Origin of the sequence: Amycolatopsis sp. NPDC051373, from assembly GCF_040689465.1 — a bacterium.
Taxonomy (GTDB): domain Bacteria; phylum Actinomycetota; class Actinomycetes; order Mycobacteriales; family Pseudonocardiaceae; genus Amycolatopsis.
This window is the reverse complement of sequence record NZ_JBFBAE010000032.1, coordinates 80,276-105,313: the sequence shown is the minus strand read 5'-3', so window position 1 is coordinate 105,313 and position 25,038 is coordinate 80,276. Positions and strand designations below refer to the sequence as shown.

At 71.9% G+C, this 25,038-nt stretch carries 20 protein-coding genes; 11 read left to right on the top strand and 9 right to left on the bottom strand.

Annotation, left to right across the window (positions count from 1 at the left end):
- Position 1 precedes the first annotated feature (1 nt).
- Positions 2–835, bottom strand: a complete 834-nt coding sequence (locus AB0383_RS41760; protein ID WP_366190192.1) for an FHA domain-containing protein — start codon at positions 833–835, stop codon at positions 2–4.
- Complete coding sequence (locus AB0383_RS41755; RefSeq protein WP_364171274.1) at positions 832–2,652, bottom strand: serine/threonine-protein kinase; 1,821 nt, start codon at positions 2,650–2,652, stop codon at positions 832–834. The genes AB0383_RS41760 and AB0383_RS41755 overlap by 4 nt, the downstream gene beginning before the upstream one ends.
- A 536-nt stretch (positions 2,653–3,188) precedes the next feature.
- On the opposite strand from AB0383_RS41755, the gene AB0383_RS41750 reads away from it, so the two are divergent.
- The 4 genes from AB0383_RS41750 to ahcY all read left to right on the top strand — a co-directional run bounded on the left by AB0383_RS41750 (position 3,189) and on the right by ahcY (position 7,266).
- On the top strand, positions 3,189–3,458 hold the full coding sequence (locus AB0383_RS41750) for a DUF3040 domain-containing protein (protein ID WP_364171275.1): 270 nt from the start codon (positions 3,189–3,191) through the stop codon (positions 3,456–3,458).
- Positions 3,459–3,521: 63 nt separating this feature from the next.
- Complete coding sequence (locus AB0383_RS41745; RefSeq protein ID WP_366190191.1) at positions 3,522–4,568, top strand: DNA polymerase IV; 1,047 nt, start codon at positions 3,522–3,524, stop codon at positions 4,566–4,568.
- A gap of 86 nt (positions 4,569–4,654) precedes the next feature.
- Positions 4,655–5,428, top strand: coding sequence for a GAF and ANTAR domain-containing protein (locus AB0383_RS41740; RefSeq protein ID WP_364171279.1), 774 nt, complete (start codon positions 4,655–4,657; stop codon positions 5,426–5,428).
- A gap of 356 nt (positions 5,429–5,784) precedes the next feature.
- The gene (gene ahcY, locus AB0383_RS41735) at positions 5,785–7,266 is read left to right on the top strand and encodes an adenosylhomocysteinase (protein WP_366190190.1); all 1,482 of its coding nucleotides are present in this window, start codon (positions 5,785–5,787) and stop codon (positions 7,264–7,266) included.
- Positions 7,267–7,507: 241 nt separating this feature from the next.
- On the opposite strand, the gene AB0383_RS41730 is transcribed toward ahcY, so the two are convergent.
- A complete protein-coding gene (locus tag AB0383_RS41730; RefSeq protein WP_366190189.1) occupies positions 7,508–7,720 on the bottom strand; it encodes a hypothetical protein in 213 nt (70 codons plus the stop codon).
- 187 nt (positions 7,721–7,907) lie between these two features.
- On the bottom strand, positions 7,908–8,798 hold the full coding sequence (locus AB0383_RS41725) for a Ku protein (RefSeq protein WP_364171283.1): 891 nt from the start codon (positions 8,796–8,798) through the stop codon (positions 7,908–7,910).
- 238 nt (positions 8,799–9,036) lie between these two features.
- Here AB0383_RS41725 and AB0383_RS41720 point away from each other — a divergent pair, with 238 nt between their 5' ends.
- The 3 genes from AB0383_RS41720 to AB0383_RS41710 all read left to right on the top strand — a co-directional run bounded on the left by AB0383_RS41720 (position 9,037) and on the right by AB0383_RS41710 (position 13,619).
- Positions 9,037–9,693 carry a TetR family transcriptional regulator gene (locus tag AB0383_RS41720; RefSeq protein ID WP_366190188.1) on the top strand — a complete coding sequence of 219 codons (657 nt, stop codon included), beginning with the start codon at positions 9,037–9,039 and terminating at the stop codon, positions 9,691–9,693.
- Positions 9,694–9,781: 88 nt separating this feature from the next.
- Positions 9,782–11,515 (top strand): ABC transporter ATP-binding protein, encoded by a 1,734-nt coding sequence (locus AB0383_RS41715; RefSeq protein WP_364171287.1) that lies wholly within the window; start codon positions 9,782–9,784, stop codon positions 11,513–11,515.
- 214 nt (positions 11,516–11,729) lie between these two features.
- On the top strand, positions 11,730–13,619 hold the full coding sequence (locus AB0383_RS41710) for an ABC transporter ATP-binding protein (protein ID WP_364171388.1): 1,890 nt from the start codon (positions 11,730–11,732) through the stop codon (positions 13,617–13,619).
- Positions 13,620–13,700: 81 nt separating this feature from the next.
- Here the strand turns inward: AB0383_RS41710 and AB0383_RS41705 are convergent, their stop codons facing one another.
- Positions 13,701–15,449, bottom strand: a complete 1,749-nt coding sequence (locus AB0383_RS41705) for a pyruvate dehydrogenase (RefSeq protein ID WP_366190187.1) — start codon at positions 15,447–15,449, stop codon at positions 13,701–13,703.
- Positions 15,450–15,570: 121 nt separating this feature from the next.
- On the opposite strand from AB0383_RS41705, the gene AB0383_RS41700 reads away from it, so the two are divergent.
- Both AB0383_RS41700 and AB0383_RS41695 read left to right on the top strand, forming a co-directional pair.
- A complete protein-coding gene (locus AB0383_RS41700; RefSeq protein ID WP_364171290.1) occupies positions 15,571–16,320 on the top strand; it encodes an SRPBCC domain-containing protein in 750 nt (249 codons plus the stop codon).
- A 50-nt stretch (positions 16,321–16,370) separates the two neighbouring features.
- On the top strand, positions 16,371–17,804 hold the full coding sequence (locus tag AB0383_RS41695; protein WP_366190186.1) for a DNA polymerase ligase N-terminal domain-containing protein: 1,434 nt from the start codon (positions 16,371–16,373) through the stop codon (positions 17,802–17,804).
- Here AB0383_RS41695 and AB0383_RS41690 read toward each other — a convergent pair.
- From AB0383_RS41690 to AB0383_RS41675, 4 genes are all read right to left on the bottom strand, one after another.
- Positions 17,788–18,186, bottom strand: coding sequence for an SPW repeat protein (locus AB0383_RS41690; protein ID WP_354875618.1), 399 nt, complete (start codon positions 18,184–18,186; stop codon positions 17,788–17,790). The two genes, AB0383_RS41695 and AB0383_RS41690, sit on opposite strands and share 17 nt — an antisense overlap.
- 112 nt (positions 18,187–18,298) lie before the next feature.
- On the bottom strand, positions 18,299–18,652 hold the full coding sequence (locus AB0383_RS41685; protein WP_220241337.1) for an STAS domain-containing protein: 354 nt from the start codon (positions 18,650–18,652) through the stop codon (positions 18,299–18,301).
- Positions 18,653–18,754: 102 nt separating this feature from the next.
- Entirely contained in the window at positions 18,755–20,419 is a 1,665-nt protein-coding gene (locus tag AB0383_RS41680) for a BTAD domain-containing putative transcriptional regulator (protein ID WP_364171297.1), read from the bottom strand.
- A 667-nt stretch (positions 20,420–21,086) separates the two neighbouring features.
- Positions 21,087–21,788 (bottom strand): DJ-1/PfpI family protein, encoded by a 702-nt coding sequence (locus tag AB0383_RS41675; protein ID WP_364171299.1) that lies wholly within the window; start codon positions 21,786–21,788, stop codon positions 21,087–21,089.
- A gap of 98 nt (positions 21,789–21,886) precedes the next feature.
- On the opposite strand from AB0383_RS41675, the gene AB0383_RS41670 reads away from it, so the two are divergent.
- Both AB0383_RS41670 and AB0383_RS41665 read left to right on the top strand, forming a co-directional pair.
- Complete coding sequence (locus AB0383_RS41670) at positions 21,887–22,864, top strand: GlxA family transcriptional regulator (RefSeq protein WP_364171301.1); 978 nt, start codon at positions 21,887–21,889, stop codon at positions 22,862–22,864.
- Positions 22,865–23,663: 799 nt separating this feature from the next.
- A complete protein-coding gene (locus AB0383_RS41665) occupies positions 23,664–24,989 on the top strand; it encodes a YibE/F family protein (protein ID WP_364171303.1) in 1,326 nt (441 codons plus the stop codon).
- Positions 24,990–25,038 lie beyond the last annotated feature (49 nt).

The window sequence follows — 25,038 nt, the reverse complement described above, 5'->3', positions numbered from 1 at the left end:
GCTAACCGGGCGGCGCCGGGACCCCTCCCGGAGCGGTTTCGTCGGGTGGTTCGAGCAGTGCGAGGTCCGGCGGCACCAGCGAAGTGGACAACAGGAGTTCCTTCACGAGGTTGTCGTTGAGGGAGTTGCCCACCGGCTCACCGACCTCTTCACGCGTGAGGCCCGCGACGCCGGCGCGCGCGAGCCGCGACCGCACGGCGACCACGAGGTGCTCCACCCGTTTGGGTGTCCAGCGGCTGCCGGGCGCCAGCTCGGAGAGCTGCTCGGCGACTTGTCGCCACGCCATCGGCTGCGGGTAGGGCTGTTGCAGCAGGTAACGCTGAGCCAGCGAGACCAGCACGAGCCGCTCGTCGGGGCTCAGCCGCCACATGCGCGGCGGCTCGGTCACGTCCTGCGGGCGCGACTCCGGCCGGCGTCCGTCCGCCCCCGACACGTACAGCTCCAGCAGGTGCTCGCGGTCGGCCGAACCGCGCACGAACACCGCCGTGTAGCCCTCCGCGAGCGGCACGGGCTCCTCTTCGGGGAACAACAGGCGCGAGCCGGGCAGTCGGATCGGTAGCCGCCCGGTGTTGTGCATCCACCACGCGTCGCGCCGGCGCACGAGGAAACCCTGTTTGCGGCTGACCTTCCGGTCGTCCTCTCCCACGCACACGTGGACGTCTTCACGGTTGCGTCCGAAGAGGACTTCACGGCCGTCGCGGGGCGGCATGCGCACGCCGCCGGTCACGGCCAGCGCGAAGATCGTGCCCGGCGCCGCGGGCGGCACCCCGTAGGCGAGGCTGCCGTGGTCGGCGCCGAGGGACTCGGCCGGCCCGCCGGATCGCAGCGCGGTCATGCCTGCGGCAGCTTCGCGACGACGTCGCCGGCCAGTGACGTGGCCGGTGCGCAGAGGCCCTGCGACGGCGGGTCGCCGTGGACCACCACCTTGATCTGCTCCACCGCGGCCTCTCCGTGTGCGTCGGTGTAGCGCCGGTACACCAGCAGCGCCTGGCACGTGTCGTCGGCGAAGTCGTCGGTCGCGAGGTACGCGTCGTGCCCGGAGACCTTGACGAGCTGGCCCGAGTCGCCGTCCGGCGGCTGGTCGCGGTCGAAGATCACCGTGACCGCGCGGTCCGACGCCGAGCTGTCCCAGTCACAGGTCCAGTCCCCGTAGCCCGGCACCACCTGCACCGGCGCCGTGACGCCCGCAGTGCTGCCGAGCGAGGCGGAGCTCAGCAGCGAACACGCGTCCACATCGGACAGCGAGCCGTCCGGGGCCGGCGCCGACCGCGCGGGCACGCCCGCCACGGCGAGCACCTTCGCCGCCGACGCGACCGCGACGTCGGCGGGCTTGCACGTGTCGAGGTTGTCGCCGTCGTCGTCGGAGACGGTCACGCGCACGAGGTAATGGTCCTGCAGCTGGAGCAGGCGGACGCAGGCGCCGTCCTGCGCGGGGTCGCCGAACACGTCGAACGGGCCGGAGCGTGAGCGCTGTCCCTCCGGCGCGGCGCCGCCGGACGGCGGGTCCTCCAGCTCGACCTTCACGTCGGCCTGCAGATCGTTGCCACGCTTGAGGATCACGTCGCAGCGGTCGAAGTTGCCGTAGTCGGGTTCCACCTCGGGGTCGCCATACGGGCGCAGCGGCACCGCGTCCACGAGCCGGCACGGATCCGCCGAACGCGGGTCCTTGCCGATGCCGAGCTTCGCCGGAGCGGCAGGCACCTTCGAAGCCGCGGCCGGGGTCTGCGGCTTTCCCTTGTCCGGCAACAGGATCAGGGCCACGCCCGCGAGCACCACGACGGCGGCCACCGCCCCCGCGAGCACGAGCCGCCGCCGGCGCAGGGCGGGCCGGCGACGCAGCGGCGGCGCGGGAGGCAGCCCGCCCACGCCCGCGACCAGCAGGTCGTGCGCGGCGGCCGCGGTGGGCCGGTCTTCGGGTGCCGTCCGCATCAGCGCGGCGAGCACGGGCGCGAGATCACCGGCCTTGCGCGCCGGCGGGACCGCGCCCTCTGCCGCGCGCCGGATGGTCGCGTACTCGTTGCCGCCACCGAAGGGCGCAGCGCCTTCGACCGCGGAGAACAGCGTGGCGCCCAAGGAGAAGACGTCGGACGCGGAAGTCGGCGGGTGTCCCTGCGCGACCTCCGGCGCGAGGTAGCCGGGGGTGCCGCCGATGTGCGGGGAGTCGGTGACCGTCTCGTCGGTGCGGACCGAGCGCGAGATGCCGAAGTCGGTGAGCTTGGCACGGCCGTCGTCGGTGATGAGGACGTTGCCGGGCTTCACGTCGCGGTGCACCACCCCGCCCTCGTGCACCGCCGCGAGCGCGCCCGCGACCTGCACGCCGATCTCGGCGACCGTGCGCGCGGGCAGGCTGCCCTCGGCGGTGAGGACCTCGGCGAGGCTGCGCGAGGGCACGTACTCCATCACGAGCCACAGCTCGTCGCCCTGGGCGACGACATCGAAGAAGGTCACCACGTTCGGGTGCTGCACGCCGGCGGCGAGCCGGGCTTCGCGACGCAGGGTGCGGCCGCTGACCGCATCGGAGAGCCGCGCCTGCTTGAGCGCCACCTCGCGGTCGAGCTGCTCGTCGTGCGCGCGCCAGACCACGCCCATACCCCCGGTGCCGATCCGCTCGAGCAGTCGATAGCGCTGCGCGATCAGCTGGTCACCCTGCACCGACGCTCCCCTCGGCGTGGTCGGACCTCTGTGAGGTAACTCGCAGTGACGATACTGCATCACGTCCGGTGGCAGGAAGCGGCCCGGATCGGGACCACCCCCCGATGCGGGCCTACGGCCCGAAAACGGACGGCCACTCAGCCGAACCGGAGACACCCCCCGTGGGGTTCAGGACGGGTGCGGACACGCCCGCCGGGACGAGGACATCCCTTGCGAGGCCGGGATCGACAAATCGTCCCGCGAGGGCTACGTCGGCCCCGAGTCGGACTGCGCGCCGTGACCCGGCGCCGGTTCCCTTTGCTGCCAAGGGAACCGGCGCTGCACTGCGTGAACAGCAGAGTCACCCGTCCGGCTGATCAAGCGTCCACAGTGGACGAAAAACCGGCACGGCGGTCCAGGATTCGACGTATAGCCCGTTACACGAATGGGTGCGGCCGGGTGAACCCGCAGCGGAGCGCCCGGATCGGCGATTGGATCACGGCGGCCGGGGGTATCTGGCGGACGTGACGGCAGGCGCGCCGCCGAAGGAGACCTTCATGCTCAGTCACCACGAACGCAGCGAGCTGGACAAAATCGAACGCTGGTTCGAGTTCAGCGATCCGGAACTGGCGGCGGCGCTCTCCCGAGGCAAGCCGACGCCGAACCGCCGCCTGCTCACCCTCTTCGCGGTGCTGCTCGACGTCTCGGCCGTCGCGTTCCTCGTGACCGGTCTCGTCACCACGAGCCCCGCCTTCACGCTGTGCGCGCTGCTCGCCGCCGGCGGCGGGGTGGCGCTGCACGTCGTGCACGGGCATGGCCGCTTCTGACGCAGCGGGAGCCGCGGCGCGTCTGACGTGCGCTCACCCGGGTCCGCGCAGCACACTGGTGCGGTGTCCGCCTGGGTTCTGCACGTCGATCTCGACCAGTTCATCGCCGCGGTCGAGATCGCGCGCCGGCCCGAGCTGCGCGGCCGGCCGGTGGTCGTGGGCGGCAACGGCGACCCCGCCGAGCGCGCCGTGGTGGCCACCGCGTCCTACGAGGCGCGCGAGTTCGGCGTGCAGTCCGGCATGCCGCTGCGGCTGGCCGCCAAACGCTGTCCCGACGCGGTGTTCCTGGCCACGGACGCGCCCGCGTACCAGGAGGTCTCCGACCGCGTCATGGCGCGGCTGCGTGAGCTGCCGGTCGTGGTCGAGGTGCTCGGGTGGGACGAGGCCTTCCTCGGCCTCGACACCGAGACCGCCGGCACCGATGGCCCCGAGGCGTTCGCGGCCGAGGTCCGCCGGGCGGTCGAGGAGGAGACCGGGCTTTCGTGCTCGGTCGGCATCGGCGACAACAAACTGCGCGCCAAGCTCGCCACCGGCTTCGCGAAACCGGCCGGGATCTTCCGCCTCACGAGCGAGAACTGGTGGGCGGTGATGGCCGAGCGGCCCACCGACGCGCTGTGGGGCATCGGGCGCAAGACGGCCAAGAAGCTCGCCGAAGCCGGGTTCACCACGGTGCTGCAACTGGCCGGCGCCGACGCGGACGACCTCGCCGCACGCTTCGGCCCGCGCCTCGGCCCGTGGTACCGGGTGCTGGCGGGCGGGATCGGCGACGCCGAGGTCACCGCCACCCCGTACGTCGCGCGCTCCCGCAGCCGCGAGACGACCTTCCAGCAAGACCTCACCGATCCCGCGCGCATCGCGGAAGAGATCGACACCCTCGCCGTGCGCGTCGCGCGCGACGTCGTGGACGAGGGCCGCCCGGCGGCACGCGTCGCGGTGAAGGTGCGCTTCGCGCCGTTCCACACGCACACCCACAGCATCACGCTGCCGGAGCCGACCTCGGACGCCGCGGCGATCGGGCGCGCCGCGCGCGAGGTGCTCGGGATGTTCACGCTGGACCAGCCGGTCCGGTTGCTCGGGGTGCGCGCGGAGTTCCCCCACCCGCCCGCGTGATCGGACGCCGTGACCGGCGGGGTGCGCGTTTGGCCGGGCCTGCCGGCGGGGTAATCGGGACTCCGGGCACACGAGTGAGGTGAGGCATGTCCGAAAACGGAGTCCCCGCGACCGGTTCCGATGACCGATTCGGCGGGCTGGGTGGCGAGTTCCGGGACCTCACGCGGTCGCTGCTGGAGGTCACGACTGTCGGCGGCGTGCTGCAGCAGCTCGTGACGGCGGCGGTCCGGGTGATCCCCGCGGCGAGCGTCGTCAGCATCACGCTGCGCTCGCCCGACGGGCTGTTCTACACCCCGATCGAGACCGATGCAGTCGCCGTCGAGCTCGACCAGGTGCAGTACCGCACCGGGGAGGGCCCCTGCCTCGACGCGGCCCGCCCGGACGGCCCGGCCCACGCGGAGAGCCAGGACCTCGCCCACGAGACCGAGTGGCCGAAGTTCGGACCGGCCGCGGCCGAGCTCGGCATGGGCTCGATGCTCGCCATCGCGTTGCTGCCCGACGCCCGTGAGCCGCAGTTGTCCGGTGCCCTCAACGTCTACGCGCGCGAGACCGGCGCACTCACGCCCGCCGACCGCGACCTCGCGCTGCTGCTGGCCACCCACGGTTCGCTGGCGCTGGCCACCACCAACGCCGTGACGGCCGCGGACCTCCAGCGGGCGCACCTGCGCAAGGCCATCGACTCGCGCGATGTGATCGGCCAGGCGAAGGGCATCCTGATGCAGCGGCGCGGCATCTCGGCCGTCGAGGCGTTCGACATCCTGCGCCGTACGTCACAGGACCTCAACGTGAAGCTCGCCGTGCTCGCCGAGACCCTGGCCACGCGCCACACCGAGCTCGACCTGCCCGGTCCGCGCGCTTGACAGCCTCCGGCCCGCCTTGCCATGGTTGGAACCGGTAGAACGAACCGTGCGCCGCGAGGGCGCACTCCGGGCCGAGAGGCGCTGCGACGGAAGCCGAGAGGTTTCCGCCACGCTCGGCCCGCGAGTTCCGGAGAAGGGCGCCTCCTGCGAAGGAGGTGCCTTTTTTGTTGACCCAGCTGTCGTCGACCCGGACGTCGTCGGCACAGGTGTTGCCGTCCCAGGAAAAGCCGGCGGACGGCCCCCGCACCTCCTGAACCCCTCCCTGGTGAGTCCGGTGCTGCCGAACGCGGTCGTGCCGCGATTCCCCGTGCCCTGAAACAGAAACCAGAACAGTATCGAACGGGAGCGGAACCTCTATGAGCCCGAAACTGCAGAAGGTCGGCGGACTCGAGTTCGCGGTGGCCGACCTGGCGCTCGCCGAGGCCGGGCGGACACAACTGCGCCTGGCCGAGCACGAGATGCCCGGTCTGATGGCGATCCGGCGCGAGTTCGCCGAGGCGCAGCCGCTGAAGGGCGCCCGCATCGCCGGCTCGCTGCACATGACCGTGCAGACCGCCGTGCTGATCGAGACCCTCGTGGCGCTGGGCGCCGACGTGCGCTGGGTGTCCTGCAACATCTTCTCCACCCAGGACGAGGCCGCGGCCGCCGTCGTCGTCGGTCCGAACGGGACCGCCGAGCGGCCCGAGGGCACGCCGGTGTTCGCGTGGAAGGGCGAGACGCTCGACGAGTACTGGTGGTGCACCGACCGGCTCTTCCGGTTCGCCGACGGCCAGGGCCCCAACATGATCCTCGACGACGGCGGCGACGCGACGCTGCTCGTCCACAAGGGAGTCGAGTTCGAGGCCGCGGGCGCCGTGCCGCCCGCCACGGACGCCGACGCCGACGCCGACGAGTACGCGATCATCCTGCGCACGCTCGCCGAGAGCCTCGCCGCCGACCCGAAGCGCTTCACGCGCATCGCCGGCGAGGTTCGCGGCGTGACCGAGGAGACCACCAACGGCGTCAAGCGGCTCTACAAGCTGGCGACCGAGGGAGCGCTGCTGTTCCCGGCGATGAACGTGAACGACTCGGTGACGAAGTCCAAGTTCGACAACAAGTACGGCATCCGCCACTCGATGGTCGACGGCCTCAACCGCGCCACCGACGTCATGATCGGCGGCAAGCTCGCCGTCGTCTGCGGGTACGGCGACGTCGGCAAGGGCGCCGTGGAGGCGCTGCGCGGCCAGGGCGCGCGCGTGGTGGTCACGGAGATCGACCCGATCTGCGCGCTGCAGGCGGCGATGGAAGGCCTCGACGTGGTCGAGCTGGACGACGTCGTGGAGCGCGGCGACATCTTCCTCACCACCACCGGCAACTTCGGCATCATCTCCGCCGCGCAGATGGGGCGGATGAAGCACAACGCGATCGTCGCCAACGTCGGCCACTTCGACAACGAGATCGACATGGCCGGGCTCGCGAAGGTGCCTGGCATCCGCAAGCTGGAGATCAAGCCGCAGGTGCACGAGTGGGCCTTCCCCTCGGCCGAGGGGCGCCCGGCGCACTCGATCATCGTGCTGTCCGAGGGCCGGCTCATGAACCTCGGCAACGCCACCGGGCATCCGTCGTTCGTCATGTCGAACTCGTTCGCGAACCAGGCGATCGCGCAGATCGAGCTGTTCACCAAGCCCGGCGAGTACCCGGTGGGCGTGCACCGCCTGCCCAAGCTGCTCGACGAGAAGGTGGCGCGGCTGCACCTCGACGCGCTCGGTGTGAGGCTGACGAAGCTCACGAAGGAGCAGGCGGAGTACATCGGCGTGGACGCGGCCGGCCCGTTCAAGCTGGAACACTACCGCTACTGAGCCCCGGGCCACCCCGGCGGAGACCGGAGGCCGGAAATAAAGGGTCCTCCGGCTCCGAGGGGGAGGGAGAGCCGAAGGACCTCGTTAGTGTTAGCACATCGCCAAGCCGGTGTACACAGCTGCATACACGATCGGGTAAGGATCGGGGCCGGAGGGGAAACCTTCGGCGAAAACCGTGAAGGCCTCGTTCCCCGGTGGTCCGGGGAACGAGGCCTTCACGGTCACTGGGCCGCGGGATGGCTCAGGAAGCTTGCCGAAGCTCCGCCTCGACCTCGACGGCGAGCGTGCAGGAGCACTCCGCGTCGACGGTGTGGCAGTCGATGATCAGCGCGTGGCGGACGCGATCGAGGTCCGCGCAGCTCCCGTGCGTGCACTCGGCGAACCCGCCGTCCGGGTGAACCACCAGGGTGCCGTGACAGTGGTCGATCCCGCTGGTGCAGAACGCGCACTCCATGCTCAGGCCGCCTTCCGCTCTCGTGCTCTCGAACCGGCTCAGGTCACAACCGGCTCTTATCAGACCGGACAGCTTCTTGGTACCACCGGTGAGCGCCAGAGTCTGGCATACGGGCGGCGTGTCGCCGCACCCGGTCCGGTGATCTCGGATGGGCTCGAAAATCCCGCAGCTCAGCGGGAAAAGATCACTAGGCGCTCTTCGACCGACGGGTCCGCGGGGCGGCCTTCTTGGCCGGCTTCTCCTCGTCGGACGCGGCCTTGCGAGAGCGCGACGACGTGCTCTTGGCCGGCGTGCCCGAGCGCGACTTGCGGGCCTCGGAAACGCTCGCCTCCAGGGCCGCCATGAGGTCGACGACGTCGGCTTTCGCCCCCACCGCGCCGGGTTTCGTCGTCTCGTTGCCCGAGACCTTGGCCTCGATCACGGATTCGAGCGCCTCACGGTAGCCGTCGGTGTACTTTTCGGACTCGAACACCGGTTCCGACAGCGAATCGATCAGCGAGCCGGCCATCGTCAGCTCCTGCGGGCGCACCTGCGGCGGATCCTCGCGCAGGAACGGGAAATCGGGCGTGCGGACCTCGTCGGGCCAGAGCATCGTGGTCATCACGAGCACGTCGGACACCACGCGCAGCAGCGCCAGGCTCTCGCGCTGGCGCACGGCGACCTTGGCGATCGCCACGTGGCCGGCCTTGTGCAGCGCATCGCGCAGCACCACGTACGGCTTGACGGCGTTCTTCTGCGGCTCGAGGTAGTAGGTCTTGTCGAACTGGATCGGGTCGATCGACTCGAGCGGCACGAACTCCAGCACGTCGATCGTGCGTTGCGTGGCCAGCGGCAGGTCGGCGAGGTCGGCGTCGGTGATCACGACCATCTCGCCGTCGGGCAGCTCGTAGCCCTTGGCGATCTCGGCGTAGGGCACCTCCTGCCCGTCGACCGTGCAGAAGCGCTTGTACTGGATCCGGCCGCCGTCGGACTCGTGCACCTGGCGCAGCGAGACGTTCTTGTTCTCCGTGGCCGCGTACAGCTGGATCGGGATGCTGACCAGCCCGAACGAGACCGAGCCCTTCCACATCGACCGCATGCGCGCTCCTCCGCCGTCCGCCGGTGCTCCACTCACGCTCGGTAACAACCGTAGCCCGGATCATCCGATCCCGACAGTCCCGCCGGTCGGCGCGGCTCCCGACCGGCCCAGCCTGACCTGCGACGACCGGTCGGGACTCGTCACCCGGGGTAGCGGCTTCCCCGGAGGTACCCCGTCACGCAAAAGTGCGGGGCACGCAGATTATTGCGTGCCCCGCACTTTTGCTACGCTGGTTCGCGTGACCTCCGAATCCGTGGCACCCGTGCTCGGGCTGCGCGAACGCAAGAAGCTGGCGGCCCGGCAGGCGCTGGGTGCCGCGGCGCTGCGGCTCGCGCTCGAGCGTGGCCTGGAACGGCTGCGGGTCGAAGACATCGCGAGCGAGGTCGGCGTGTCGCCACGCACGTTCAACAACTACTTCTCCAGCAAGGAGGAGGCGGTCTGCTCGTTCATCGTCGCGCAGCAGGAGCGGATCCGGGAGGCGCTGCGGGCCCGCCCCGCCGACGAGCCGCTGTGGGACGCCGTGATCAACGCCGCGGTCATCCAGGCTTCGCGCGACGGCTCGCCGCGACGCGAAGACGTGCGCCGCATGCGCGACATGCTGCGCAACGCCGGGCTGTTCGCGGAGATGCTGCGCGCTCACGCCACCGTGGAGCGGGTACTGGCCGAGGCCGTGGCCGAGCGGGCAGGCAGCACCGCAAATCCGTTGCACGCGAGGATGCTCGCGGGGATCGTACAGAGCGCTTCCCGCATCGCGTTCCACACGTGGCTGACCTCCGGACCCGACGCGGAGTTCCTGCCCACGTTCGTCAACCTGCTGCGGGAAGCGGCCGCGGGCATGCCCGCCCTCACCGCGGCCGCGGCCGGCGCCACGGCGGAACGCACCGCGGCGTCGTGAACCGCCCGAACCACACCACAATTCCAGAACCGAACCGTCCGAACCGGACACATCACCACAGAACACCACCCTGGGGGAGAACCGACCCGTGCTGATCCGGCTGTTGCGCAGTCATCTGCGCCCCTACAAGACGACCATCTGGCTGGTCGTCGTCCTGCAGTTGATTCAGACGCTCGCCGCGCTGTACCTGCCGACGCTCAACGCCGACATCGTCGACAACGGGCTCGTGAAGGGCGACACCGGCTACATCATGCGGATCGGCGGCATGATGCTGCTGGTCACGCTGGTGCAGATCGCCGGCTCGATCGGCGCCGTCTACTTCGGCGCGCGCACCGCCATGTCCCTGGGCCGCGACGTGCGCGGCTCCGTGTTCCACCGGGTCCAGGACTTCTCCGCCCGCGAGGTCGGCCAGTTCGGCACGCCCTCGCTCATCACCCGCACCACCAACGACGTGCAGCAGATCCAGATGCTCGTGCTGATGACGCTGACGCTGATGGTGTCGGCGCCGATCATGTGCGTCGGCGGCATCGTCCTGGCGCTGAACCAGGACGTGCCGCTCTCCTCGCTGCTGCTGGTGATCGTGCCCGTGCTGGGCGTCGCGGTCGGCCTGATCATCGCCCGCATGCGCCCGGCCTTCCGGCTCATGCAGGTACGCATCGACAAGATCAACCAGGTGATGCGCGAGCAGATCATGGGCATCCGCGTGATCCGCGCGTTCGTGCGCGACAAGCGCGAGCGCGAACGCTTCGGCCAGGCCAACGACGAGCTGCTCACCGTGTCGCTGCGGGTCGGCCGGCTGATGGCGCTGATGTTCCCCACCGTGATGCTCGTGGTCAACGTCTCGAGCGTCGCCGTGCTGTGGTTCGGCGGGCATCGCATCGAGAGCGGCTCGATGCAGATCGGCGCGCTGACGGCGTTCCTGGCCTACCTGCTGCAGATCCTGATGTCGGTCATGATGGCCACGTTCATGTTCATGATGGTGCCGCGCGCCGAGGTGAGCGCCGAGCGCATCTCCGAGGTCCTCGACACCGAGTCGAGCGTCCGCCCGCCGCTCAAGCCGGTCTCCCCCGGCCGCGTGCACGGCGCGCTGGAGATGACAGGCGTCGAGTTCTGCTACCCCGGCGCGGAGAAGGCGGTGCTGAGCGACATCTCGCTGATCGCGCGCCCCGGTGAGACCACCGCCGTGATCGGCAGCACCGGCAGCGGCAAGACCACGCTGCTCAACCTGATCCCCCGGCTCATGGACGCCACCGCCGGCACTGTCCGCGTGGACGGCGTCGACGTGCGCGAGCTCGACCCGGCCGTGCTCGCCTCGGCCGTCGGGATGGTGCCGCAGAAGCCGTACCTGTTCGCGGGCACGGTGGCCAGCAACCTGCGTTACGGCAACCCGGACGCGACCGACGAGGAGCTCTGGCACGCGCTGGAAGTGGCGCAGGGCAAGGACTTCGTGCAGAAGATGCCCGAAGGGCTCGCCTCGCCGATCGCCCAGGGCGGCACGAACGTCTCGGGCGGGCAGCGCCAGCGGCTCGCCATCGCGCGGATGCTCGTGCACAAACCGGAGATCTACTTGTTCGACGACTCGTTCAGCGCACTGGACTACGCCACCGACGCGGCGCTTCGCCGCGCACTGACCGACGAGACGCGCGAGGCGACGGTGGTCATCGTCGCGCAGCGCGTGAGCACCATCCGGGGCGCCGACCGCATCATCGTCCTCGACGACGGGCGCGTCGTCGGCACCGGAACCCACCACGAACTGATGGACGGCAACGAAACGTATCGCGAGATCGTGCTTTCGCAGCTGACCGAGCAGGAGGCGGCATGAGGACTGCTTGCAGGTCCGAATCATCGAACACCACGCTCGCCGACGTTGTGATGCTGCCGCGCCTTGGCGCGTCCGAAGAGGAGGCGGCGTGAGCGAGGAAGCGGAAGTCGAGAGCAGCGGCAACGTCGCGACGGAGGTCGGCGAAAGGCCGACCGCGGCGCGCAACAAGAACGTCGCGCCGGCCGCCGGGCCGGGGCGGTTCATGGCCGGCGGCATGCCGCCGGAAAAGGCGATGGACTTCAAGGGCTCGCTGGCCCGGCTGCTGCGCCTGCTGCGGCCACAGCGCGCGGCGCTGATCGGCGTGCTGATCCTTGGCACGGTGAGCGTCGCGCTGACCGTGATCGGGCCGAAGATCCTCGCGCGCGCCACCGACCTGATCTTCGCGGGCGTGATCGGCAAGAACCTGCCCTCCGGCGTCACGAAGGACGCGGTGGTCGCGGGCCTGCGGGCGCAGGGCAACACCACGCTCGCGGACATCTTCGCCCGCGCCGACATCGTGCCGGGCCAGGGCATCGACTTCACCGCCGTGGGCCAGGTGCTGCTGATCGTGCTGGCGCTGTACGTGGTCGCGTCGTTCTTCGGCCTGATCCAGGCACGCCTCACCACGAGCCTCGTGCAGGGCGCGGTCTACTCGCTGCGCCGCGAAGTCGAGGAGAAGCTGGCGCGGCTGCCGCTGCGCTACTTCGACCGCCAGCCGCGCGGTGAGGTGCTCAGCCGCGTCACCAACGACATCGACAACCTCGCGCAGTCGCTGCAGCAGACGCTCTCGCAGATCGTCACGTCGGTGCTGACGGTGATCGGCGTGCTGGTGATGATGTTCCTGATCTCGCCGCTGCTCGCGGTCATCGCGCTGCTGACTGTGCCCGCGTCGGTGTTCGTCGCGGCCAAGATCGGCAAGCGCGCGCAGCCGCAGTTCATCAAGCAGTGGGCCACGACCGGGAAGCTCAACGCGCACATCGAGGAGATGTACACCGGCCACTCGCTGGTGAAGGTCTTCGGCCGGCGCGAAGAGGCCGAAGAGGTGTTCCGCGAGCAGAACGACACGCTGTACAACGCGAGCTTCCGGGCGCAGTTCATCTCCGGCACGATCCAGCCGGCGATGATGTTCATCGGCAACCTGAACTACGTGCTGGTGGCCGTGATCGGCGCGCTGCGTGTGGCGTCGGGCAGCCTGACGCTGGGCGACGTGCAGGCGTTCATCCAGTACTCGCGCCAGTTCAGCCAGCCGGTGACGCAGATCGCGAGCATGGCGAACCTGCTGCAGTCGGGTGTCGCCTCGGCCGAGCGGGTGTTCGCGCTGCTCGACGCGAAGGAGCAGGAGCCGGAGCCGGCGGACCCGCAGCGCCCGTCCGTGGTGCACGGCAAGGTCGAGTTCCACGACGTGTCCTTCCGCTACCTCGAGGACACGCCGCTGATCGAAAACCTCTCGCTCACGGTGGAACCGGGCCAGACGGTCGCGATCGTCGGTCCCACCGGCGCCGGCAAGACCACGCTGGTGAACCTGCTGATGCGGTTCTACGAGATCGACAGCGGCCGCATCACGCTCGACGGCGTGGACATCGCGAAGATGGACCGCGAGGAGCTGCGCGACAAGACCGGCATGGTCCTGCAGGACGCGTGGCTGTTCGGCGGCACGATCGAGGAGAACATCGCCTACGGCGCCGACGAGGTGACCCACGAGCAGGTCGTGGAAGCGGCCACCGCGACGTACGTCGACCGCTTCGTGCGCACGCTGCCCGACGGCTACGCCACGGTGATCGACGACGAGGGCGGCACGGTCAGCGCCGGTGAGAAGCAGCTGATCACGGTGGCACGGGCGTTCCTCGCGAAGCCGGCCATCCTCATCCTCGACGAGGCGACCAGCTCCGTGGACACGCGCACGGAGGTGCTCATCCAGCACGCGATGAACTCGCTGCGCGAGGGCCGCACGAGCTTCGTGATCGCCCACCGCCTGTCCACGATCCGCGACGCCGACGTGATCCTCGTGATGGAGTCGGGCCGCATCGTGGAGCAGGGCGACCACGAAACCCTGCTGCACGCGGGCGGCGCGTACTCCCGCCTGTACGCGGCGCAGTTCGCCGAGGCGATGGCCGAGACGGACTGATTCGCCGGGGTGTTCGATCCGGGGCGGTGCCTTCACGGCGCCGCCCCGGATGCGTTCCCGGGCTCTGGTACTCCAGGCGTTCTACGGGCGAGGCACGTTGCGCAGGTTGGACTTCGCCAGCTGCAGCATCTTGCCCACGCCGCCGCCGAGGACGGTGCGGCTCGCGGCGAGCGCGAAGCCGCGCACCTGAGCGGCGGTGATGTTCGGCGGGATCGACAGCGCGTTGGGATCGGTCACCACGTCGAGGACCGCGGGGCCGTCTTGGTCGAGGATCTCGCGGATGCCCTCGCGCACGTCGGCCGGCTTCTCGACCCGCCGGGAGTGCAGGCCGGACGCGCGGGCGATGGCGGCGAAGTCGACGGAGTCGTGGTCGGTGCCGAACTCGGGCAGGCCGTCCACGAGCATCTCGAGCTTCACCATGCCGAGCGAGGAGTTGTTGAACACCACGGCTTTCACGGGCAGCGCGTGGGTCTTCAGCGTGAGCAGCTCCCCCATCAGCATCGCCAGCCCGCCGTCGCCGCACATCGCCACGACCTGGCGGCCCGGCGCGGCCGACTGCACGCCGATGGCGTGGGGCAGGGCGTTGGCCATGCTGCCGTGGACGAACGAGCCGATCAGCCGGCGCCGGCCATTGGGCGTGACGTAGCGGGCCGCCCAGACGTTGCCCATGCCGGTGTCCACGGTGAACACCGCGTCGTCGGCGGCCTCCTCGTCGAGGATGTCGGCGACGTACTCCGGGTGCAGCGGCACGCGCTGCGCGACGTCGCTGGTGTACGCGTCGACCACGCGCTGCAGGCTGCGTTCGTGCTTGTGCAGCATGCCGTGCAGGAACGAGCGGTCCTCGCGGCGGCGCAGCCGCGGCAGGGCGGCGCGGATGGTGGCGCCGACGTCGCCCAGCACCCCGAACTCGAGCACCGAGCGGCGGCCGATGCGGGCGGGATCGATGTCCACCTGCACGGTGTTGCGCTGCGGCAGGAACGTGTCGTACGGGAAGTCGGTGCCGAGCAGCAGCACGAGGTCGGCCTCGTGCATCGCGTCGTAGCAGGAGCCGTAGCCGAGCAGGCCGCTCATGCCGACGTCGAACGGGTTCTCGTACTGCACGAACTCCTTGCCCCGCAAGGAATGTCCTACGGGCGCGCCGATCGTGTCGGCCAGCGCGAGGAGGTCTTCGTGGGCGTCACGGCAACCCGCGCCGGCCATGATCATCACCTTCTCGGCGCGGTTGATCCGCTCCACGAGCCGGTCGACGTCGGCCGCGGCGGGCACGATGGCCGGTGGAGTGCCGAGCGGCGCCGACACCCCCGTCGGGTTCACGGCGGACTCGTGCGAGACGTCGCCGGGCAGCACCAGCACGGCCGCGCCGCGCCGGCCCACCGCGTTCTGCACCGCGATCCGCGCGAGCCGCGGCATCTGCTCGGGGCCGCTCACCAGCTCGCAGTAGTGCGAGCACTCCGCGAACAGCTGCTGCGGGTGCGTCTCCTGGAAGAACCCGGTGCCGATCTGCGTCGACGGGATGTGCGAGGCGAGCGCGAGCACCGGAGCGCCCGAGCGGTGCGCGTCGTAGACCCCTTGCAGCAGGTGCAGGTTGCCAGGACCGCAGCTGCCCGCGCACACGGCCAGCTCACCGGTGAGCTGCGCCTCGGCGGCCGCGGCGAACGCGCCGGCCTCCTCGTTGCGCACGTGCACCCAGTCGATCCCGCCGCGCGCCGAGCCGCCGGTGCGGCGCACGGCGTCGACCACGGGGTTGAGGCTGTCGCCGACCACACCGTAGATGCGGCGCACGCCGGACTGCACGAGAACGTCGATCAGCTGGTCGGCCACGGTCGCCATGAGCGGTCCTTTCCCTCGGTTCCCCGGCAGTCTCGCACCTCCCGGTGAACGTCGCTCGCCCTTGACAACTATTCTTGTCAATGACACCGTGGAATTCCCGTCAGGTGAGGAGGAACCGGTCATGACCCACGAGTTCGACGTAACCAAGCAGGTCCGTCTGCCCGCGCCCCCGGAGGCCGTGTGGGACGCCGTGGCCACGGGACCGGGCATCGACTCGTGGTTCATGGGCAAGCACGAGGTCGACGCCCAGGCGCGGCGCGTCCGCTTCGCGATGGGCGAGTTCACCAGCGAAGCCGAGATCACCACGTGGGAGCCGCCGCGGCGCTTCGCCTACCACGCCACGCCGGCGCCCGATGGCAGTTTCGACGCCTTCGAGTTCCTCGTGGAGGCGGCCGAGGGCGGCACGTCGGTGCTGCGCTTCATCCACCACGGCTTCACCGCGCAGGACTGGGGCGAGGAGTACCACGAGGGCTTCAGCCGCGGCTGGGACATGTACCTGCACACGCTCGGCCAGCTCCTGCAGCACTTCCCCGGCCGCCGCGCGCGGTTCGTGATCGCCGGCGGCCCGGAGTCGTCGGCGTCGCCGGAAGCCTGGCCGAAGCTGGTGCGAGCACTGGGGCTGCCGGACGCGGCCGAGGTCGGACAGCCGGTGCGGTTCGCGGTCGACGGCGCAGGGCCTGTCGACGGGATCCTCGACTACACGACCCCGCACTACGCGGGCATCCGGACTCCGGACGCGCTCTACCGTTTCCACGAGCGCTCCGGGATGGGGATGCCGATCGCGATCGGGCACCACCTGTTCGCCGGCGACGCCGACGTCGAGCAGGAAGGCAAGGCCTGGCAGGCGTGGCTGGAGCGCGTGCTGGGCTGAGCGGGCGCTAAGGTGGGCGCACCCGAAGGGACGGGGGTGCCACGCCTGCGATGGCGGACGAACTCGCCGAACGCCGGCGCCGACGCGCACTCGGCCAGGCTCCCGAACCGGCACCCGAGCATCCCGTCGAGAACCACCCTGTCGACCAGCACGCCCTTGACCAGCACCTCATCGAAAACGGTGGTGCGTTCGTCGTCCAGGAGCACCGCGCTTCGCAGCTGCACTGGGATTTCCGCCTCGAACGCGGTGGGGTGCTCACGTCGTGGACCGTCCCGCGCGGCCTGCCCCGCTCCCCCGGCCGCGGCCGGCTCGCCATCCGCATCGACGACCAGCCCGTGGCCTACGCGGACTTCGAAGGCGAGGTCCCGGCCGGCGCGTACGGCGCCGGGACGGTCGAGGTGTGGGACCGGGGCCGCTACGAAACCGTGCACTGGCACGAGCACCGCATCGAGTTCGTACTCCACGGCGAACGCCTGCGGGGCCGCTACGAGCTGGACCGCGGCAGTACCGGGGCGGATGGGCCAGACGGCTGGCGGCTGCGCCGCCTCGACCCCGCCGAGCCCGGCCACGAGGACACCCCGCGGTTCCTCGCGCCGATGCCCGCCCGGCCAGGACGCATGCCCTCCACCGCCGAGGACCGCGAATGGGCCTACGAGTTCGCGTGGCCGGGCCGCCGCACGCTCGTGCGCGCGGGCGGCGCGCGCGTGACGGCCGTCGACGAGACCGGCGCCGACGTGACCGCGCGCTACCCGGAGCTGCGTGGTCTCGCCGCGCAGCTCGGTTCTACGGAAGCGTTGCTGGACGGGCAGGTCGTGGTGTTCGCGGCGGGCAGGCCGGATCCGGAAGGGCTGCGCCGCCGCGCGGAAGCGGACCGCGAAACGGCGCGCCGGCTGGTAGACCGGCACCCCGCGTTCTTCTTCGTGTCCGACGTACTGCACCTCGACGGCCACTCGCGGCTCGACCTGCCGTATGTCGAACGCCGCGCGCTGCTCGACGAGCTGGGCCTCGCCGGCGACCACTGGCAGGTGCCGCCGACCCACCTCGGCGACGGCGGCGCCGTCGCGCGGGCGAGCCGCGACCACGGCCTGCCCGGCCTTCTCGCGAAGCGCCGGAGCAGCCCGTACCGGCCGGGCCGGGCGAACACGGACTGGCTGTTCGTGGAGGCCCCGGACGTGCGCCGGGTACTCATCGCCGGCTGGCGCCCCGGTGGCGGCCGGCGAGCCGGGACGTTCGGCTCGCTGCTGCTGGCCGTGCCCGATGGCGCGAGCCTGCGCTACGCGGGCAGCGTCGGAGTCGGCTTCTCCCAGGAGGAACTCGGCTCGCTCGCCGCAACGCTCGCGGAGCTGGAACAACCGCGGCCGCCGTTGGCCGACGTGCCGGACCACCCCGATGCGCGCTGGGTGCGGCCCGTGCTCGCCGCGGAGGTCGTGCACGGGCCGAAGTCCGCGCCGCGCTGGCGCGGGCTGCTCAGCGAGCCCGGGTAGCCGGGCGGCGCAGGCACAGCGCGATACCGGCCAGCAGCACGACGGCACCGGCGACGATGTTGCCCGTCAACGCGCCCGCCGACGGCGCGGTTTCGTCGCCGTAGCGCAGGACCAGCGGCGACACCGCGGCCCAGACGCCGAGCACCGGCAGGACCCACGTGAGGGCCTGCGGGCGCGTGGTGCGCGCTCGCACGGCGGCGAGCACGATGATCGCCAGACCGGCCACCGTGTTGCTGATCGCGAGCTCGGCCGCGCCGCCGAACCGCGCCAGCCACGGGCCGATGATCAAGTACAGACCGGCCAGCACGGCCAGCCCCGCGGCGCCGCCGACCAGTGCGCCGACGGCACCGTTCGCGCCGGTGCGTTCGGTCGTGGTGGACATCCCGGATCACCTCGCCGTAGTCGGGTTCCCTTGATCGGGTTTACGGGTGGAGTACCCACGATCAGCGCGGCTCGCACGGGGCCCGGGTGATCTCCACCCGTTCGGCGGCCGGTCAGGCGCGGGCGGCCGCGCAGGCGTCCACGAGCCGCGGCCGCACGTCGAGGGCCTGGGCGGCGCCCGTGACGTCGAAGACCCGCAGCACGAGGCGTCCGGTCGCGACCACGGACAACGCGGGGCGCGTGCGGCTCGTCTCCTCCAGCACGCGCAGGCCGGCGCAGCTGAGAAACCCGACGCGCGAGAGGTCGACCACGAGCTTGTCCCCCACTACGCACGCCGCGGCCAGCACCGTCCGGAAGTCGCCGACCGAGGCGGCGTCGATCTCGCCCGCGGCGGTGACGAGCACGAGGTCGTCGTCGCGGACGGTGGTCAGGAGGGTGAGACCGGAATCCCCTCGGCGCTGGGGCATTGGGCTGACGGTACGCGCTCCTCCGGCCCGGTCAACCCCCGCGCGGCGCGCAGGTGGGGGACCTCACCCGTCGCCCAGAGTGACCGAAACCGCGCGGAACGGTCATCGGTGCAGCTGGGCCGGGCCGGAGACTGTGGTCGTCGGCGGCCAGGAGGTGGATGTCGGCGAGGGCTTCGAGGCGGTCGCGGGCTTCGGCGGGGCGGACGGCGAGCAGCACGGCGGCGCACCAGTCGGGCACGGGACGGCGGAACAACCCAGCAGGCGCAGGAAATCGCGGTCTTCCGCGGGGCCGTCGCGCAGTGCCGGGAGGATCGCCGCGCGGACGCTGACGTCGCCGGCGGCGAGCTCGTCGAGGGCGCGGCGGTCGTCGCCGAGGCGGGCGGCCAGGTCCGTGATCCGGAGGTGGGGCCGGGTGGCGAGCCGCAGCCCGGCGATGCGCAGGGCGAGGGGAAGCCCGGCGCAGCGGGCGACCACTTCGTCGGCGGCGGCGGGATCGGCCGCGATCCGGGCTTCGCCGGCAATGGCGGCGAGGAGCACCTTCGCGTCCACAGTGGACAGATTACCGACGGGAACCGGCCTGGCTGCCGCCAATCCTGGCAACGGCTGCCGCGCCGTCACGAGGACGCCGCAGCCGGAGCCGCTTGGCAGCAGGGGGCGGATCTGGGCTTCGGCGCGCGCGTTTTCGAGCAGGACCAGCAGCCGCCGGTCGACGGTGTGGCTGCGCCAAGCGGCGACCAGCGCCGTGAGCTCGTCGGTGAGCTCGGCCGTGGCGGCGCCGAGGGCGCGCAGGAAGGCGATGAGGACGTCGCGGGGTTCGGTGGTGGCGAGGTCGGCCACGAGCTGCCCGTCGGGGAAGCGGCGCCGCACCCGCCACGCGGCCTGCACCGCGAGCGCGCTCTTGCCCGCCCCGGCGGCGCCGTGGACCACGACCGGCGCGGGCGCGCGCAGGTGCCGCGCGACGGCGGCCAGTTCCGTTGCGCGGCCCGTGAAGTCGGGCACGGGCGCGGGCAGCTGCGCGGGCGGGCCTCCGGCCGTCCACTCGGCGCCGGCGATGCGGCGGTACAGCGCGTCGAGCTCCGGGCCGGGCGCCACGCCGGCCTCGTCCCACAGCGCGCGGCGCGTGCGGCGCAACACGTCGAGCGCGGCATCGCGACGGCCCAGGCCCTCCAGCGCCCCGGCGAGGCGGCCGGCGAGCCGTTCGTCGGCGGGCCTCGCGGCCACGACGGGGGCGAGCCGGTGCACCACGGCTTGGCCGTCGCCCTCGGCGAGCTGCAGCTCCACCAGCTGCAGCAGGACCGTCCGCCGACGGTCCTCCAGCCACACCTCGTGCGCCTCGACGAGCGGTCCCGTCGCGACGTCGCAGAACGCCCCGCCCCGCCAGCACGCAAGGGCGCGGGTCAGCAGCTCTTGCTTCGCCCGGGTGTCCTCCGCCGCCAACCCTGCCGACGCGAGCGCGACGAACTCCGCCGCGTCGAGCTCGCCTTCGGCCACGCTGAGGGCGTACCCCCGCGGCCCCGACTTGAGCCGCTGGTCCGGGTCGTCCGCGGCCAACCCGGGCGACACCGCCTTGCGCAGCTTCGACACCGTCACCTGCACGATCGCCGCCGCACTCGGCGGCGCCCCGTCGGGCCACAGCTCGTCGACGATCGTCGCCCGCCCGACGACCTCGTTGGGCCGCGCGAGCAACAACGCGAGCAACCGCCGCGGCTGCGCCGCCGACGGCAACGCGACGGTCGCCGCCAGCGGACCGAGGACCTGGAACCGCACCGCAAGCTCCCCACGGCCGCACGTCACCTGATCGAGCGACCCGAAAGTACCTGTGACACCCTCCGCTCCCGGCCGTTCGGGCGGCCCTCACCCGGATGGCTCACCCCGTTGGAAGGGTGCACGGTCCCTTCACCCCGGCCCCCGTCTGCACCCCGCCGGGCAGGCGGCCCGTGCGGCGCGCTCGGCCTGAACAACTGGACGCGAACAGTCCCGCCGCACTCGACCCTCGCTCGGCGAGCGGTCCCGTTCACCGAACGTCACGCAGCCGCCCACCCGCCATGCGCGGCTCGGCGCGAACAGTCCCGCCGCGTCCACTCCTCGCGCGCCCGGCACCGCCGGAGCGAGCCGACGCCGTCAGAGCGAGCACCCACCCGCCAACACAGTGCGACGCAGCGGTCCGTTCGCGCCGGCCTCCCGGCTCTAGCCTGAGCGAGCAGGTTCGCCCTCGAATCCGGCCGGTCGGCCAGGACGTCGCCGCCCAAGGCGTGCTCCAGCAAGAGCTGCAGGGCGCTCGACCATCGCTCAGCACCGCACCGGTCGCCGAGCGCAACGCAGCGCCCACCAGACCATGCGCCGCCCGGCGCGAACAATCCCGCCGTGCACCGGAACGCCACCCACACGAGCGGTGGACCCAGCGTGACCGGTCCGTTCGCACCAGTGTCCCGGCTCAGGCGCGTGCGAGCAGCTTCGCCTTCAAATCCGGACGGTCGGCCAGGACATGGTCGCCCAGGGCGTGTTCCAGCAACGGCTTCAGAGCACCATGCGGGGCGCTCGCCCAATCGAGCGGGCCCAGCGGCGGCTCCGGGTCGTATTCGATGCCGAACTGGACGGTGCGGGCGACGTCGGGGCCGGCGAGCCGGTCGACGAGGTGCAGGGCCAGGTCGATGCCCGCCGAAACGCCCGCGGCAGTGATCACGGGACCGGCGTCGACCCAGCGCCGGGCGACCGGGGTGGCGCCGAAGGCGCGCAGCAGGTCGCGGAACATCCAGTGGGTGGTGGCCTCGCGGCCGTCGAGGAGGCCGGCCTCGCCGAGGAGCAGGGCGCCGGTGCAGACGGACGTCATCAGCTCTGCCGTGCGCGCGGTCGTGGCCAGGTAGTCGATCAGCGGCCGGTTCGCGAGCGCCTCCAGGGTCGGCTCGGAGCCGCCCGGGACGAGGACGCCGTAGGGCTCGCGGACGTCGGCGAAGGTGTGGCTGGGCGCGATCCGCAGGGGCGTGTCGGTGCCGATCGGGTCGAGGGTCTCGCCCACGACCACCACGCGGAAGTCCTGATCCGCCATGGCGAACGCGCTCAGCACCTGGAGCGGGCCCACGAGGTCGAGCACCGTGAGGCCGGGGTAGAGGACAAAGGCGAACGTCTTCTCGGTCATGCGTCCCACCGTGCCCCCGCGGGCGCGCGGACGGGAGGGCGATGTCCGTAATCCTGCGAACCATGTCGATCGGCCTGCTGACCTGCTAACGTTCGATCATGCCGGGGCCAGAACGGCAGGTCGTGATCGTCGGGTATCCCGACGCCGAACTGCTGGACATCGCGTGCGTCTCCGACGCGCTCGACGCCGCCAACCGGCTCGGCGCGCGCCCGGGCTACGCCCTGCGTCTGGCCACTGTGGACGGATACCCGTTCCGCTGCCAGTCCGGCATCACGCTGACGCCCCACGTGCGGCTCGACCAGGTTTCGGGGCCGCTGCACACGATCGTCGTCTCCGGCGGCCTCGGCCACCGCACGGCGGCGGGCGATGAGCGCCTCCTCGAACACGTCCGCCGACTCTCCCACGACAGCACGCGCACGGCGTCGGTCTGCACGGGCTCCACCGTGCTCGCGGCGGCCGGCCTGCTGAGTGGCCGCCGCGCGACCACGCACTGGGCGTACGCGGCGCAGCTCGCCGCGAAGTACCCGTCGGTGACCGTGGATCCGGTGCCCCTGTTCATCCGTCACGGCGACGTCTACACCTCCGCCGGCGTCACCAGCGGGCTGGACCTCGCCTTGGCGTTCGTCGAGGAGGACCACGGCCCAACGCTCGCCCGCGAAGCCGCCCGCGCCCTCGTGACCTACCTGCAGCGGCCCGGCAACCAGGCGCAGGTGAGCATGTTCCTGTCCGGCTCGCCGCCCGAGCACCGCCAGGTGCGCGACCTCACCGCGTTCGTCGCCGAACACCTGGGCGAAGACCTCGGCACGCCGGTGCTGGCCCGGCAGGCGGGCATCAGCACCCGTCAGCTCACCCGCCTGTTCGACGCACACCTCGGCACCACACCCGGCAAGTACGTGCGCACCGTCCGCGCCGAGCACGCCGCCCGCCTGCTCGCGGGCACCGACCTGCCCCTGGCCGCCATCGCCCGCCGCTGCGGCTTCGGCTCCACCGAGACGTTGCGCCAGGCCTTCCTCGACCACTTCGACACCCCGCCGTCCGCCTACCGCCGCGTGCACCTGCGCCAGGCGCTGGGCTGAGCGAAACGCCGGATACGACCGGGTCGTCCCCACCCGGTACGGGTGACGGCCACGGCCGGAGTGCAGGATGTGCGCCGTGGCACCGCCCGACTACCCCGACGACGCCGACGACACCGGTCCCATCCGCCGCGTCGCCGGCGACTCCTCCGCGCCCCCGGCCCGGCCCCGCCGATCCCACGCGGGCGACGAGCCGGCCTGGCCCGGAGCCGAAGAGCCCGTGCGCCGAGCCGCGCCCCGTTCCGGTGACAACCCCGCCGGCCGCCGCGCAGGCGAAACCGCGCTGCCACCACGCCGCTCCGGCGACACTCCCCCGCCGGCCGGCCGCCGCAACGGAGACACACCACCCCCGGCGAGTGGCCGCACCGCCGAAACCCCGCGGGCCGGCCGAACCGGGCAGGCTCCGCTGCCGTCGCGCCACGCCGACGGAACCCCGGCACCCGCCGGCCGCCACACGGGCGAAACCCCGCTCCCCCCACGCCGCCGCGGCGAAACTCCGCCGCCGACCGGCCGCCGTGCCGGCCAAACAGCGCGGCGCACGGGCGAAACTCCGCTGCCGCCCTCACACCGGACCGAGGGACAAGGTCGCCAGACCGGCGAATCCCCGCTCCCGACCTCCCGCCGCGCCCAGGGGCCGGCACGCCGCGACGGCGAAACCTCGCGCACCACAAGCGAACCCTCGGCACCGGACGTAGACGGCGCCTGGCCGACCGCCGGCCGTCGCACCGGCGAAACGTCTCCCCCAGCGTCTTCCCGCTCCGGCGACACTCCTCCCCCCTCCGGCCGCCGCCCCCGCACCGCCGTGAGCCCGGACGAAGCGCCGGAACCCACCGACGCTCCCGAACCCACCCCCCGCAAGGGCCTCCGCGCCGCCCTCACCGCGCAAGCACACGGCCACGGTCATGGGCACGGCCACGGCCACGGCCACGGCCCCGCCGCCCCCGCCTCCACCCGCGTCCGCAAGCTCCTCATCTGGTTGCTCGTCCCGCTCGCCCTCGCGACGGTCGTCGGCATGGTCGTGCTGTACCCGTGGGGCAAAGCGTCGCCGACGAGTGTGGTGCCGCAGGGCACGCCGGTGCAGGCGTCGATCACGGCAACCGCCACGGGGCCGTGTCTCGCGAACGGCCAGGTGCAGGTCGGCGCCGATACCGACCCCGACCAGAAGCCGTGCCTGACCGTCGACCTGACGATGACCGACGGCCCGGGCAACGGGAAACCGCTGCGCCTCATCGTTCCGATCGAGCCGAGCACGCCGCGTTTCTCCACCGGCGACAAGGTGGTCCTCGCCTACAACGGCGGCAACGCAACCGACCCGGCGTCGTTCCAGCTCGTCGACTTCCAGCGGGGCACGCCGCTCGTGCTGCTGGCCGCGCTGTTCGCCCTCGCCGTGCTCGTGCTCGGCCGCTGGCAGGGGCTCGCGGCGCTCGTCGCGCTGGTGCTGAGCTTCGTGGTGATCGTGCTGTTCGTGCTCCCCTCGATCCTCGCCGGCGAGAACCCGCTGGTGGTCGCGATCGCGGGCGCCGGCGCGATCATGTTCGTGGCGCTGTATCTGACCCACGGGCTGTCGGCGAGAACGTCGGTCGCGGTGCTCGGCACGCTGGCCAGCCTCGCACTGATCGGTGTCCTCTCGGCGATCTTCTCCGTCGGCGCCTCGCTCACCGGCCTCGACGACAGCACGTCCACGCTCATCGGCTCTCTCGGCCACGGCATCGACGCGCGCGGCCTGCTGCTCGCCGGCATCGTGATCGGCGCGCTCGGTGTGCTCGACGACGTGACGGTGACGCAGACCAGCGCCGTCTGGGAGCTGCGGCGCGCGAACCCGTCGCTGGGCTGGCGGGAGCTCTACCGCTCGGGCCTGCGCATCGGACGGGACCACGTCGGCTCGGCCGTGAACACCCTCGTGATGGCCTACGCCGGCGCCGCGCTGCCGGTGCTGCTGTACTCGTCGATCTCCGGCGTCGGGCTCGGCGCGCTGCTCGGCAGCGAGGACATCGCGTCGGAGATCATCCGCACGCTCGCGGGGTCCGTGGGCATCGTCGCGGCGGTCCCGGTGACGACGATCCTGGCGGCGCTGATCGCGGCGCGCGAGCCCGTCGTCCACCTCGTGAGCACCACAAATACGCCGTAGTCACACCAGTAACACGAGCGAACCCCGGCCGGAAGCGGACCCGGTGGCT